The sequence below is a fragment of the Kluyvera chengduensis genome (assembly GCF_044197065.1).
GTDB lineage: Bacteria > Pseudomonadota > Gammaproteobacteria > Enterobacterales > Enterobacteriaceae > Kluyvera > Kluyvera ascorbata_C.
In genome coordinates, this window is the sequence record NZ_JBIQOI010000001.1 from 81,342 (window position 1) to 95,727 (window position 14,386).

The 14,386-nt window shown below is 53.5% G+C and carries 9 protein-coding genes; all 9 read left to right on the plus strand.

The genetic code is table 11. The features are described 5' to 3' along the window. Positions 1-6 precede the first annotated feature (6 nt). Positions 7-1,185 (plus strand): outer membrane protein assembly factor BamB, encoded by a 1,179-nt coding sequence (gene bamB, locus ACH1XZ_RS00365; RefSeq protein ID WP_035891399.1) that lies wholly within the window; start codon positions 7-9, stop codon positions 1,183-1,185. Between the two features lie 97 nt (positions 1,186-1,282). Beyond that, on the plus strand, positions 1,283-2,758 hold the full coding sequence (der, locus tag ACH1XZ_RS00370; RefSeq protein WP_395593876.1) for a ribosome biogenesis GTPase Der: 1,476 nt from the start codon (positions 1,283-1,285) through the stop codon (positions 2,756-2,758). A 286-nt stretch (positions 2,759-3,044) separates the two neighbouring features. After that, complete coding sequence (locus ACH1XZ_RS00375) at positions 3,045-3,521, plus strand: cold-shock protein (protein WP_395593877.1); 477 nt, start codon at positions 3,045-3,047, stop codon at positions 3,519-3,521. Between the two features lie 45 nt (positions 3,522-3,566). Next, entirely contained in the window at positions 3,567-3,812 is a 246-nt protein-coding gene (locus ACH1XZ_RS00380) for a YmjA family protein (RefSeq protein WP_395593878.1), read from the plus strand. Positions 3,813-3,946: 134 nt separating this feature from the next. Continuing rightward, a complete protein-coding gene (locus ACH1XZ_RS00385; RefSeq protein WP_395593879.1) occupies positions 3,947-5,038 on the plus strand; it encodes a Gfo/Idh/MocA family oxidoreductase in 1,092 nt (363 codons plus the stop codon). A gap of 49 nt (positions 5,039-5,087) precedes the next feature. Continuing rightward, positions 5,088-5,303, plus strand: a complete 216-nt coding sequence (locus ACH1XZ_RS00390; RefSeq protein ID WP_395593880.1) for a zinc ribbon domain-containing protein — start codon at positions 5,088-5,090, stop codon at positions 5,301-5,303. 201 nt (positions 5,304-5,504) lie between these two features. Beyond that, positions 5,505-7,709, plus strand: coding sequence for an intimin-like inverse autotransporter SinH (gene sinH / locus ACH1XZ_RS00395; RefSeq protein ID WP_395593881.1), 2,205 nt, complete (start codon positions 5,505-5,507; stop codon positions 7,707-7,709). Positions 7,710-7,767: 58 nt separating this feature from the next. Then, positions 7,768-8,736, plus strand: coding sequence for a SinI family autotransporter-associated protein (locus tag ACH1XZ_RS00400; protein WP_395593882.1), 969 nt, complete (start codon positions 7,768-7,770; stop codon positions 8,734-8,736). 135 nt (positions 8,737-8,871) lie between these two features. Further along, positions 8,872-14,385 (plus strand): adhesion domain-containing protein, encoded by a 5,514-nt coding sequence (locus ACH1XZ_RS00405; protein WP_395593883.1) that lies wholly within the window; start codon positions 8,872-8,874, stop codon positions 14,383-14,385. Position 14,386: the final 1 nt, after the last annotated feature.

Consider the following 14,386-nt stretch of genomic DNA (forward strand, 5'->3'; position numbering starts at 1 on the left):
GACCCGATGCAATTGCGTAAATTACTTTTGCCAGGACTGCTTTCTGTCACTCTGTTGAGTGGTTGTTCACTGTTTAGCGGCGAAGAAGATGTTGTTAAAATGTCTCCTCTGCCAACCGTAGAAAACCAGTTTACGCCGTCTACCGCATGGGATGTCTCCGTCGGCAGCGGAATCGGTGATTTCTACTCCAACCTGCATCCGGCCTATGCGGACAGCGTGGTTTACGCGGCTGACCGTAAAGGTACCGTGAAAGCGTTGAATGCGGATGACGGGAAAGAAGTGTGGTCCGTTAACCTGGCAGAAAAAGACGGCTGGTTCTCTCGTAAGCCAGCGCTGCTCTCCGGCGGCCTGACCGTTGCCGGTGGTCACGTGTATGTGGGCAGCGAAAAAGCGCAGGTTTATGCGCTGGATGCGGGTGACGGCGCTGTTGTCTGGAAAACCACGGCAGCAGGCGAAGTGCTTTCTCGTCCAACCGTCAGCGATGGCCTGGTTCTGGTTCACACCAGCAACGGTCAGCTGCAGGCGCTGGATGAAAACAGCGGTGTCGTGAAGTGGACGGTAAACCTGGATATGCCAGCACTCTCTCTGCGCGGCGAATCTGCACCGGCTGTCGCTTATGGCGCGGCGATTGTTGGCGGCGATAACGGTCGCGTGAGCGCGGTACTGATGCAGCAGGGTCAAATGATCTGGCAGCAGCGTATCTCTCAGGCGACAGGCTCGACTGAAATCGACCGTCTGAGCGATGTGGATACCACTCCGGTTATCGTGAATGGCGTTGTCTACGCGTTAGCCTACAATGGTAACCTGACGGCACTGGATCTGCGTAGCGGTCAGATTATGTGGAAACGCGAACTGGGCTCGGTGAATGACTTCATCGTTGACGGCGACCGCATCTACATCGTTGACCAGAATGACCGTCTGCTGGCGCTGACCACCGACGGTGGCGTGACCCTGTGGACGCAGAGCGATCTGCTGCACCGTCTGCTGACCTCTCCGGCGCTGTATAATGGCAGCCTGGTAGTGGGTGATGCAGAAGGCTACATGCACTGGATTAACCCGGAAGATGGCCGTTTCGTGGCTCAGCAAAAAGTTGATAGCGCGGGCTTCCTGACGGACCCGGTTGTTGCCGACGGTAAACTGCTGATTCAGGCGAAAGACGGTACGGTTTACGCGATTACGCGTTAACAACGGCATTAATTCAGCAATGGACGGCTCCTGAATGCTCAGGGGCCGTTTGCTATTTATAGATTTTGTCAAAATTTTGAGTATATGAGGCTTTAACATGGTACCTGTGGTCGCGCTTGTCGGGCGCCCTAATGTTGGAAAATCCACGCTTTTTAACCGCCTGACGCGCACTCGTGATGCGCTGGTTGCGGATTTCCCGGGTCTGACTCGTGACCGTAAGTACGGTCGTGCTGAAGTTGAAGGGCGTGAGTTTATCTGTATCGATACCGGCGGTATCGATGGCACGGAAGAGGGCGTGGAAACGCGCATGGCGGAGCAGTCGCTGCTGGCGATTGAAGAAGCCGACGTTGTGCTGTTTATGGTTGATGCACGTGCGGGGCTGATGCCTGCGGACGAAGGCATCGCCAAACATCTGCGTGCTCGTGAAAAGCCAACCTTCCTGGTGGCGAACAAAACGGACGGGATTGACCCGGATCAGGCCGTTGCTGACTTCTGGTCGCTAGGCCTTGGTGAAATCCACGCGATTGCGGCCTCTCATGGTCGTGGCGTGACCACCCTGCTGGAAACCGTTCTGCTGCCGTTTGTTGACGATATCAACCCGCCGGAAGAAGTGGACGAAGACGCCGAGTATTGGGCGAAATTCGAAGCTGAAAATGGCGAAGAGGTAGAAGAGCCGGAAGACGACTTCAACCCGCAAGACTTGCCGATCAAAATCGCTATCGTCGGTCGCCCGAACGTAGGTAAGTCTACGCTTACTAACCGTATCCTCGGCGAAGACCGCGTGGTGGTTTACGATATGCCGGGCACCACCCGCGACAGTATCTATATCCCGATGGAACGCGATGAGCGTGAATATGTGCTTATCGATACCGCAGGCGTGCGTAAGCGCGGCAAGGTAACGGATACGGTTGAGAAATTCTCCGTTATCAAAACCCTGCAGGCCATTGAAGACGCTAACGTTTGTCTACTGGTCATTGATGCCCGTGAAGGTATCTCCGATCAGGACCTGTCGCTGCTGGGCTTTATCCTCAATAGTGGGCGCTCACTTGTCATTGTCGTCAACAAGTGGGACGGCCTGAGCATGGAAGTGAAAGAGCAGGTGAAAGAGACCCTGGACTACCGTCTGGGCTTTATCGACTTTGCTCGCGTACACTTTATCTCCGCGCTGCACGGCAGCGGTGTAGGTAACCTGTTCGAATCTATCCGTGAAGCGTATGACAGCTCGACCCGCCGTGTGGGTACCGCGCTGCTGACCCGCATCATGACCATGGCGACTGAAGATCACCAGCCGCCGCTGGTTCGTGGTCGCCGCGTGAAGCTGAAATATGCCCACGCCGGTGGTTATAACCCGCCGATTGTGGTTATCCACGGTAACCAGGTGAAAGACCTGCCGGATTCCTACAAACGCTATCTGATGAACTACTTCCGCAAATCGCTGGACGTGATGGGTACGCCTATCCGCATTCAGTTCAAGGAAGGCGAGAACCCGTATGCGAACAAACGCAATACGCTGACGCCAACCCAGATGCGTAAGCGTCAGCGTCTGATTCGACACATTAAGAAGAGCAAATAAGCGATTCTTTCAATGCCGACCATAAAAAAACCCGCGAAAGCGGGTTTTTTTATGGTCATTGTTGGCAGGATAAGCAAAAGCGCGATCCGGCGTCAGACCGCTGAATGTCTCTCGTCCCCGGTCAGAATAAATGTGCCTAAACGGCGGCTTATGACGGTGTTTGCTCGCGTAGCTGAAAATTATCACCCAGACTTAAGCCAAAGGCATAGTTTGTGCACGCATTGTGCTTTACACTGCGCGCTGCAAAAATTGAGTCAACAAACGATTAAAGTAGGCGGTAAGGTCGATGAACGGAACAATCACAACCTGGTTTAAAGATAAAGGTTTTGGGTTTATCAAAGATGAAAACGGCGATAACCGCTATTTTCATGTGATTAAGGTTGCCAACCCCGATCTGATTAAGAAAGATGCCGCGGTGACCTTCGAACCCACTACCAACAACAAAGGGCTGTCTGCTTACGCGGTAAAAGTTATCCCGGAAAGCAAACATATCTATATCGCGGGCGAACGCATCAAACTGACGTCGATAAAATCCTTCCTGGTTTACAGCGAGGAAGTGCCTGCCGATGCCCCGATTGATAAAGAGAATGCGGTGCTGTCCGTGGGGCTTTTGATGAACAGCATCAAGCCAAAATCAGCGGGGAAAGCGGGTGAAATGCGTACGCTGAAGAAGCTGGCGATCACCACTTTCCAGGGCACGACGCTCATTTTCTCGGAAGATGAGATTGATATTGAAGCTACGGTAAAAATGCTCAAGGTCTGAGACCTATGCTACCGCGAAGAATGAGACTAACGCCAGGAGCGACGAATGAATAATGATATCCCATTGAAGTACTATGATATTGCCGAAGAGTATGCGTCAGAAGCGGCAAAACCGGTTGGCGAATCCGAGCTGGATGCATTAGCACATTACTTCCAGTTGCTGCTGACCCGCCTCATGAACAACGAAGAGATCAGCGAAGAAGCGCAACATGAAATGGCCGCGGAAGCCGGCATTGATGCAAAACGTATTGATGATATTGCCGAGTTTCTCAACCAATGGGGCAATGAATAGCGCTCGCTAACTTACCCAGCTTCATGTCCTACGCATAGTGATTTCTCCTGATAGCCCATCGCGAACATATTTTCACGATGGGCTTTAACGCATAATGGCGCTCAATACTCTTTTCTTTTACGTGAGTCGACATTATGAACATCGGATTTATCGGCCTGGGCTCGGTCGTCGAAACCGCCTACCTTCCAGCGCTGCAGCGACTTTCTTTCGCGGAAATGACCTGTTGGGGCTACGATAGTAATCCTCAGCGGACGCTCCCCGGTGTGGTCTCATGTGATTCCCTCGCCTCGCTGCTGGCAAAGCCGATTGATATCCTTTTTATCACGACAGTTTCTTTACAACACCTCCCCACGCTGGAAGCGGCGTTGCATTCAGGCATTATGCGGATAGTAGTGGAAAAACCGATCGTTGCCAGCCTGTCACAAATAGCGCGCCTGCGCGAATTGCTCTCCCTGCCAGAAAATGCCAAACGCGTGCTGGCATTGGATCACTGGATGGCGCGAGATGGTGCACTTTGTCTGGCTCAGGGGAGAATGGATAGCCGCTGGCAGCCTGAAGGCCTTGCTAACGTTACCGGACCGCTGGTGGGCTCACTGGACGATATTGTAGGTATTGACGGTTTCTTGCTGGAACCTAGCGGCTTTAACGCCGCTGGTGAACCCGTTGCGCTGAACTTTGCTACCGGTGAGGCGGATACCCGCGAGCTTCGCCATCCTGACGGGGTGATTGTCGATATTGGCACTCATGTCCTGGCGATGATGCGCGAAACGGTACGCTACCTGGGCGGCAGTGATGAAATTCAACTGGTGGCAGAACAGGTTAAAGACAGACTGGGGCGACCTATTGCTCGTGGCGACGTCGTCACGGCGGAAGGCGAGGCGCATCTCAAAGGAATCCTGGGAAGTATTCCGGTTAACCTTTGGCTAAATAAGTATGCTGGGCCGGGTGTGGAACGCAAAGGTATTTGTATCATCCTGCGCGATGGGCGGGTTATCAGCCAGTATCGTGTTCCTGGTGGTGAAAGCGTCGAGCTGATTGATGGCGACACCGTTCAATGCTGGACACGCTTAGGGGCCGTTTATATGCACTGTCTGGCAGAGCAGATCCTCGGTCCGCACAGTTTGTTTGCCCGAGCGCCGGAGGAAGTTGCGAAGCTGACCCAGCGGCGCCTGGTGGAAGTGGAAACGCTGCTGTATATCCAGCAGCGGCTGCGCGGGGAACATTAAATCGAGTCGTGGTAAAATAAAGACACAAAAACGAATTTAAGGAGTCGTTATGGAATTCATCTGTCCTATCTGCCATGTCTCGCTGGAGGTTCAGGGGGAGCATGCGCACTGCGAACATTGTGAGAAAACGTTTACCCTTGAAGCTTGCTGCCCTGAGTGCCATAAACCGTTGCAAGTATTAAAGGCCTGTGGCGCGGTTGATTTCTTCTGCCAGAATGGACACGGCCTGATTTCAAAAAAACGGGTTGAATTCACGCAAGTATAATAAATAACTTTTCGAGGTGCATCTCTTTCGCATGCACCTTTTTTTATTTCATTTTGTTAGTATCAATAACTATTATTGTACTCATCTCTTATTTGCTTTATTTTCGGAATTTGTTTAGGGCCCGATGGCTAGACTCCTTTTTTAAACTCCTATAGTTTTAATTAAACACATTGTGGTTAATGTAAGCTATAAGGATATAGCGTGTGCGAATGGATTCGTTTTATAATATTATTTCTAGTAATAATATTCTTTGCGCCGATGGCCAGTGCATCAGCCCTGGACGTTGATGGTACAAGCGTGCCTCCCCCTCGGTGGGAGGAACTTCCCGATCTGGATAGTGACAATAATGCAAAGTCTTCCTCATCTGGAAATAACAAAACAGTAGCCGAGCGCAGCGGTGGTTATTTTATTAACTCGGCAACTCAAGGATTTACTAATTTAACGCCAGAGGCACTTAAGTCTCAGGCGGAAAGCTATTTACAAAATAAACTAACATCTTCAGCTCAATCTTATCTTGATGCTGCATTGTCACCCTACGGAAAATTACGTACGACGTTATCCGTTAATGATAAAGGCGATTTTGACGGCAGCACCCTGGATTATTTTGTTCCACTTTATGATAACCAAAGTACGCTGCTGTTTAGTCAGCTATCCATGCAACGCAAAGAAGACCGAACCATCGGTAATATTGGGCTGGGCGTTCGTCAGAATGTCGGCCAGTGGCTGTTAGGTGGAAACTCCTTCTATGACTATGATTTTACGCGCGGTCATCGTCGCTTAGGGCTCGGTGGCGAAGCCTGGACTGATTACCTCAAGCTCTCTGCCAACTATTATCACCCGCTTTCCCAATGGCGGGACTCCCCTGACTTTGCGTTCTATGAGGAACGTCCGGCGCGGGGTTGGGACGTTCGTGCCGAAACGTGGCTGCCGTTTTACCCGCAGCTAGGTGGCAAAATTGTCTATGAACAGTACTACGGCGATGAAGTCGCGTTGATGGGCAAGGACAATTTGCAAAAAGATCCCCATGCCGTGACGCTCGGCGTGAACTATACCCCCGTCCCGATGATCACCGTGGGTGCGGACTATAAAGCCGGAACGGGGGATAGCACCGACCTTAGCGTTAACGCGGCGCTGACATACCAGTTTGGTGCCCCGCTTGCTGCCCAACTCGATCCTGACAACGTCAGCGTTCAACGCTCGCTGATGGGCAGTCGTCATGATTTTGTCGACCGTAATAATTTCATCATTCTGGAATACCGGGAAAAAGACCCGTTGGATGTCAGTCTCTGGCTAAAAGCTTCGGCGGCGAATACACATCCAGAGTGCGTTATTCAGGACACCCCGGAATCGGCGATTGGCCTTGAAAAATGCCAATGGACTATCAATGCGCTTATCAACCATCGCTACAAGATTATTGCGGCGTCATGGCAGGCAAAGAACAACGCCCAGCGAACGCTGGTGATGCCGGTGGTGAAGGCAAATATGCTTACCGAAGGGAATAACAATAGCTGGAATCTGGTATTGCCAGCCTGGGTGAATGGCAGCACTGAAGCGGAACGCACCGCGCTGAACAGCTGGAAGGTTCGGATGACGCTGGAAGATGAAAAGGGCAATCGGCAGAACTCTGGCATCGTCGAAATAGTCGTTCAGCAGGGACGAAAAATCGAGTTAATTGTCGATAATATCGCCGATCCCGATCGTCATGATCATAGTCATGCGGCTAGCGCGGTGGCTGATGGTCATGATGGCGTGGTGATGGATCTTGCGCTGACGGATGCGTTTGGGGATACCACTGACAGCAAAGGCAATACGCTTGAAGATAAGACCATGTCGCCTCAGCTTTATGATAGCCACGATAAAAAAGTCACGCTGGCGAGCGCGCCGTGCACGACGGAAAAACCGTGTGTGTTTATTGCCAGCCGTGATGAAAAAGCGGGCACGGTGACGCTATCCAGTACCTTACCGGGACGTTTTCACTGGAAAGCCAAAGAAGAGGTTTACGGCGACAGTAACTATGTCGATGTGACGTTCACCAATGCGGCCAATGGTCAGCTTAATGCGCTGATTTATCAGACGAACACCGAGAGTCCAGTCAATCTTATCGGTAACGAAAAGTCCCATCCTGCGTTGAATCATACCTACCGGTTTCTTTTGTGGCGCGACAAAAACAAAGATGGCGTTTTCCAGATGTCAGAACAGCTGACCCGCGAAGAGATGGCGGCCTATGACTACCAGTGGGTGTTCACCGGTCAGAGTGCGCATGGGCACACCGGCGCGCAGCCCAATACCAATAACGAAGATTTGCAACTACCTGCCACCAACAAAGAGGCCGCAGAGCGCTTTGGCGCTAGCGTTCAGGATGGCGTTCAGGGGTATGGCATTAGCGTAACGTATCAACAGAAATAACCAGCGTGCAGAGGCCAGGAGGTCCGGCGCTAACTCATTGAGGAAAAGGAGTCTCTTTATGCAGGTCAAAATTAAACAGCGGTTAAGTCAGGTTGCGTTGGCACTGGTCGTTGCAGGGTATTGTTCCATTCCAGCGATGGCGGCAGATGGCAATCTTAAAAGTAGCCAGTGGCAAATTGTCACCGACACGACGGGAACCATTCAGGGGAGCGTGCCGTGGATCACGAGAACGGTGGATAAAGTGGCCGAGACCGACAAAAACCACGTTGAAGTCACTATCGATCGCGGCAGTCGTACGCTTAGCGGTAACGACGGCGATAAGCAGTTCCACGTGGGTGATAAAGTGACCGTGAACTGGGCGATAGGGGATACCGAAGGCGATCTTGATACCAATAATACCGCCACCAAATCGACGGTAGTTTGGGTGCGTTCAAAGAATCAGGACGGTTCGGACGCAGCGGATATTAGCGGTACGGCCGGGCAAGATAGCTACACCATCCAGGCGGATGACGCAGATTATTACCTCGGTATTAAAATTACCCCAACCACCACCACGGGTGATCCGGCAATCGCGAGCGTCTTACTGCTCAACGACCTGTCCACCAATGCAGGCGGTGGCGCTGATGACGATGATATTCCAGAAGGTCCGGTGGTTGATGAAAATGTGAAAGTGGTTATCTACGAATCCGGTACGACAACCAACCTGCTGGGTACATCGACTAAACTCAAAACCAACACGACTTATAAAGTCCTGTTGTGGAAAGATAAAAACGGCAACAGCACCTACGATACGGGTGAAGACGTTACCAGCGATTACAACTATCGCTGGAAATTTACCGGCACCAGTCTGCAACTGGTCACCGCTGGCGGTATCGTCAATTCCAGCCACAACAACAGCGATCTGGTCATACCGGTTACCAACGCCGAAGCGAAATCGTCGTTCGACAACAGCGACAGCGGTGGCGTTACCCTTGGCAACGACGGTGTCCAGGGTTACGGGCTGTCTATCGATTATCAACGCAAATAATACGCACCAATACCATTCCCGAAAGGGAATGGTATTTCCGCGTCTTTTGCTTAGCAAACCGGCTAAGCAAAAGACGTTGAAAGCTAACAATACAGGTGGATTTTTCTCATGGCTGGCACGCTGCGCAGGAACAGGATGTTTCGTTTCTTACTGATGATGGGGTTGATGATGGCAAGCATTATCGTCACGCCTTCGTTTGCGGGTTTGAAACAGGGTGCCTGGCAGGAGTTGAACCGCTCAACGCAGGCGATTAACGGCACCTTACCGCAGGCCGATGGCGTCACGATTCCTGTCTACCAGGGCAGTATTCAGCTTCGCGCGGATGAAACAAACGTTGTGAGCTTTAGCGCCATGCCGCGAGATTTCAGCACGGATGACAATCCCAGCAGCATGACGCTGGTGAATCCCATTGATGCGGAAGGTGATGTCTTTGCCGTGCCGCCACTGCGTTGGGAGAGCCAGATGCCGACCGTTGCACTGATATGGGCTAATGCGCAGACGCCGGATGAGCCACTCAATCCTCAACCTGCCGCCAATAAAACCTTCTGTGCGCAGAATATGGCAGGGAGACAGTTTGTGGTTTGGCCACAATTGGGTGACGATGCCTCGATGCTGCCGCCTGCGCTTTACCTGCAAACGGCTACTGGCACACCCTTTAGCAATACCGTTTCCTTGTTGGCTCAAAAAATACCCGTCACGATTGCCGCCGCTGCGGACAACCCGGTGTCCATCACTGCGGAAGGTTATGACGAGACTCTCAAAGCCGCGAAGGCGAAGGTGGGAGGGCGTATTACGCTGACCATTACCACGCGCGATTGTCAGGGCGCGACGGTGGGGAATACCGCGTTTGTCATCACCCGTGGCGATGCGCTCAATCGGCAGGACGTGGTCAACAATAGCGCCCCGGTTCACGTGGGAAACACCGAGCTAACGACAACGGCGACGGAGTTTCACGGCGTGACCGATGCTAATGGTAGCGCAACGGTCGTGGTGACGCAGGGAAGCGGGCCGGGGGTTAAAACGCCGCTGACGGTCTACCCGGCAGGTGCTCCGCAATTGAGCGCAAGCGTCACGGTAATTTTTACCTCGCTCACCAGCCCCGATAACCCATCTGCCAATATGTGGGGGCACATGGCGGAGCAATCGAGTGCAGAGGTTGATGGGGAAACCTATACCTTTGACCGGCCGGTACTGGCGGCGGAGGTTGACGGCGAAAGCGGTACGGTGACGGTAAACGGTGAAAACTGGGCGCTATTCACCTGGCCGAAGGCCGATGAACATTGCGCCATTATGCCGGATGCGCGCCAGTTGATGGGGCTAAAGGTGGCTCGTGGCGATCTGGCAACGTCGTTGGGATGGCCGGTGGCGGGCAATAATGAGTACTGGTCATCGTCAGAGGGAACGCTGACGGGATATCACCTGGGCGTCAATATGCTTGCGCGCAGCGTAGTGGAAGAGAGCGACAGTACCGACTCGCTGTTGAGTTGCGTTGATAAAGCCTCACCTGCCGTCACGCCGGTGCTCACGCTGACTCTGGACAACATCGATAGTACGTTGAATGCGGCGAAAGTTCCCGTGGGCAGCGCTATCAACATGAAGATTGCCGTCACGGCGAAAGAGACCGGCAAACCGCTGCCGTATCGCTACGTTGATCTCTACCTTGATGAAGAACAAAACCGCAAAGGGCAGACCAGCGAACAGGCGAAGGCCGAAGCGCCACAATACGGCTGGAGTGATAATCCGGTGCTGGTGGGAATGAATGGCTCCGGTACACCAAATCATTATCATGGGATCACCGGCGCGGATGGCCAGCTCCCCATTGAACTTACTCAAAATGATGGAGCCGGTGTGCTCACGCCGCTGCGGGTCGTGCTGGGCGATGGTACGCAGGCCCGCGCTAACGTGATTTTCACCGTTGTCACCAGTCCGAATGTTGCACAGGCGCGGATGTATGGGCATATGCAGGGGGTAGTAGAAGCGGGCAATATTTATAAACGTCCGCTGCTGGCAAGTGAAGCCACGGCGAAGACCGGTTCAGCTATCGAAAACCATGAAGATTGGGCGACCTTTAGCTCTGTTGCCGCCGCGACCAGTCAGTGCGGCACCGGGCAGGTGCCTGCCCAGCAAACGCTCGATACCCTTTACGCCGCTCACCCAACGAACGCCATGCTAACGACGTACGGTTGGCCGACGGCCGGTCAGCGCTATATTGCGGCAGACACCAACGGAAACGAAACTGCTCAGGTCGATCTGGCGAGCGGCGCTGACGCGATGTTTACCGGCAGTGAGCCAAATTATCTTACCTGCTCAGGCAATGAGCTGGTCACGCAGCTCGCGGTATGGTTTAACAACGATACCAACGCACAGAAAATGACGGCAAAAGTGGGTGAGAAAATTGCCCTGCACGTGCATTCGACCAACGTACTCAATGGCGTTACCGTACCGTATGCGGGTTTTACCGTTACGATGACCTACGGTAAAAACCGTCAGGGTCTGACCACTGGATTCACCGACCCAAGCAACGGCGCACTGGTGATGGATGGCACGGCTTATGGGCCATCGCAATCCTCCATGACTTACCAGGGCATAACCGATGCTGAAGGTCTTGCTACCGTCGATATCGAACAACCCCAGGGCGTCGGGTTGCTCACTTCGCTCAATATTGCGCCAGCGAATTCATTGATTACAGCCGCACTAGCGCGTAGCGTCACCTTCACGGTGCCGACCAGTCCTGACACACCGCAAGCGCAAATGTGGGGCCATATGGCTGACACTGTTAGCGTTGATACGCTGACCTTTACGCGGCCAAAACTGGCGGCCGAAGTGACGACCACACGAACGCTGGAAGAGGAAAATGAAACCTGGGCGCGAGTCAGCCATGCGGATGCTTTGGGCAACGCTGCGGTGGGAGGCTGTGAAGCAAACCGCTTACCGCGAATTGACCAGCTCGAGACACTCTATAACGTCAATAGCAGCGGCGTGATGCATCGTGTAAAGGGTTGGCCTGTCGCGCAATCTTACTGGTCGTCAACCTTTGCCAGCAGCGCGTCGTGGGACATGCTGTCGCTTGCTACCGGCACCCAAACGGCTAACGGAAGCGCGTCGGTGTATACCAGTTGCCTGGCTGAAGACAACCCGCTGGCTGCCGTTATCACCGTTAAAGCGGTTGATGCTGCGCAGTGGAATGACACCCTCCAGGCAGCCTACGTTAAAAAAGGTGATACGTTGACGCTGAAGGTGACCGTCAATGATGCCAACGGTGTACCGCTGCCTGGCGCGGCTTTTGTTCTGAGTCGGGGTGACGGTTATACGCGACAGGGCGTCCGGCATATTGCCGGTAGCGGTGACGGCATCGTTTCCCCGGTCGTCATTGACGGTGAGTCGCTTAACGATACGGCAACGCGTATCGGCGGGATAACCGGTAACGATGGCAGCGCTATCATCCACGTGACCCGACCAAATACAGCAGGAACGAAGGTGGCGATTAGCGCTGCGCTGTACGATAACGCCAGCGTTAGCGCCAGCATCGACACTATTTTTACCGTTGCCACCAGCCCGGATAGCGGAAAAGCCGCGATGTGGGGACATATGCCGGAAACCGTGACGGCGGCGAACGGCAAGGTGTTCCTGCGTCCGAAACTGCTGGCTGAGGTGACGGCAGGTGGGCCGACCAGCAGCCTGGAAAACAATGAAACCTGGGCCACCGTCGATTATCAGGGTATTTCAGAGGCATGCGGTGCTGCCTACGTGCCAACGCTGGCCGATCTGCAATCGTTGTATGCCGCCAATCCGAGTGGGAAGATGGGGGAGCAACAGGGATGGCCGCTGGATGAAAAAGATTATCAGAACAGTACGGTCGATCTCACCCGCTCTCCGGAAAACCGCTATGTAAAATCACTCAGCTTGCAGGATAGCGCGATCACCTCGCAGCTCTGGAGTGAAAAACTCTATTTCTCCTGCTTACGGGAACCGCATGCCGTGGCAACGGCGCTGACGTTGACATCACCGTCATATAACGCCAGTGAAGGCTATGCCAAAGTGAAAGTGGGCGAGAGCATTCCGGTGGTGATCACCACGCTGGACGCTGAGGGGAAACCGGTTGGGAATGTGCCTGTGATTTTTGCCCGTGGCGATAGCGTTGGGCGCTCGAATCAGGAGGTTAACGTCAGTAACGCCGCCATGATCCAGATCGACCACGGCGATGGACGAGCCAGTAGCGCGAAATATTATACCGCGACAGGCGATGACGGTACGCTGTCGCTTGAGATTAGTCAGGATGAAGGGGCTGGTTTTGAAACGCCGATTATGGCGTCAATCGATGGTCTTAGCGCCTCTACTCAATCCTGGCCGGCTATTTTCACCGTATTGACCAGTCCAGATACACCAAAAGCGAGCTACTGGGGGCATATGCCGGAAACGGCAAGTAACAGCGCGGGAGTGGTGTTCCGTCGTCCAAAACTGGCGGCAGAGATGGCGGCGTATACGTCGACCTACACCTATAAAAACGAAATCTGGCCAATGATTACCGCAACCAGCGCGCAGAGCGCCGGGGGAAGTGCCTGCGATCTGGCTTATCAACCGTTATTATCTGATATGCAAACGCTCTACATCGATAATATCGGAACCACTGGTGGTATTGGCGCACGCTATGGCTGGCCCGTCGGTGCGAATAAATTCTGGTGGGCAGCCGATAAAGCGGCTGGCACCGGGGCATATCAGTTTATCAACCTGAACTCTGGCGGCAGTGCGGCCACTACGGCGGTAAATTCGACGGCGGCACAGGTTTGCCTGGTTGATCCTCGTGTTGAGGTCGGCAGTATTACCTTAACCTCAACCGCGATGGATAATGAGAAAGCGGCCGCGGTGGTGGAAAAAGGTGATGTTATTCCGCTCACCGTGACGGTGAAAGGCACTGACGGCAAGCCGCTGGCGAACCAGAGCTTTACGCTGTCCCGTAGTGACTCACTGAACCGTGCGGGTGTGGTCATCACCGATGGCGACGTTGAGGCGGACATGGGGGCCGACGATATGATCCTCAGTGAATTGACGCCAGCTGTGGATGTTCGCGATATGACCACTGCCGCAAGCCTTGTAACCGGCACGACGGGGAGTGATGGTACGGCGACCTTTACCGTGAGCCAGAACAAAACGCTGGGGCTGAAAACGACGCTCACCGCAGCGCTGGTCGATGATGCGACCAAATCAGCGAAGCTAGATGTCATCTTTACCGTCTCAACCAGTCCGGACAGCGATAAAGCCAATTATTGGGGAAATATGACCGATACGGTGAGCGCGAATGGCAAAACCTTGCACAGGCCGCTGCTGACGGCGGAGCTACCGTCGGGTAGAACACCAGCGCTATCAGTACTGATAAACCGGGAAACGTGGGCAATGGCGCATACGATCGATGCCAACACCTGGGACCTGGCGGCGCAGTGCGGCAACCTGCATGCGGCGGCAAGTCTCAACGACTTGAAAGCGCTGCATAATAGTTTCAGCAGCACCAACTGGCCGTCTACCAGCACCTATGTCTACCTATCACAAACGTCATGCGGTTCAAACTACTGCGGCTACAACCAGACCAGCGGCAGCACGAACTCGTATGTGGATGCGAAAAAGACGGCAGGCTTTGCCACCTGCGCGGAATAAT

What these genes read in the sequence shown, in the direction of transcription:
- ACH1XZ_RS00390 (WP_395593880.1), top strand. Translation starts at nt 5,088, where the DNA reads ATGGAATTCATCTGTCCTATCTGCCATGTCTCGCTGGAGGTTCAGGGG.
- ACH1XZ_RS00405 (WP_395593883.1), top strand. Translation starts at nt 8,872, where the DNA reads ATGTTTCGTTTCTTACTGATGATGGGGTTGATGATGGCAAGCATTATC.
- bamB (WP_035891399.1), top strand. Translation starts at nt 7, where the DNA reads ATGCAATTGCGTAAATTACTTTTGCCAGGACTGCTTTCTGTCACTCTG.
- der (WP_395593876.1), top strand. Translation starts at nt 1,283, where the DNA reads ATGGTACCTGTGGTCGCGCTTGTCGGGCGCCCTAATGTTGGAAAATCC.
- ACH1XZ_RS00375 (WP_395593877.1), top strand. Translation starts at nt 3,045, where the DNA reads ATGAACGGAACAATCACAACCTGGTTTAAAGATAAAGGTTTTGGGTTT.
- ACH1XZ_RS00400 (WP_395593882.1), top strand. Translation starts at nt 7,768, where the DNA reads ATGCAGGTCAAAATTAAACAGCGGTTAAGTCAGGTTGCGTTGGCACTG.
- ACH1XZ_RS00385 (WP_395593879.1), top strand. Translation starts at nt 3,947, where the DNA reads ATGAACATCGGATTTATCGGCCTGGGCTCGGTCGTCGAAACCGCCTAC.
- ACH1XZ_RS00380 (WP_395593878.1), top strand. Translation starts at nt 3,567, where the DNA reads ATGAATAATGATATCCCATTGAAGTACTATGATATTGCCGAAGAGTAT.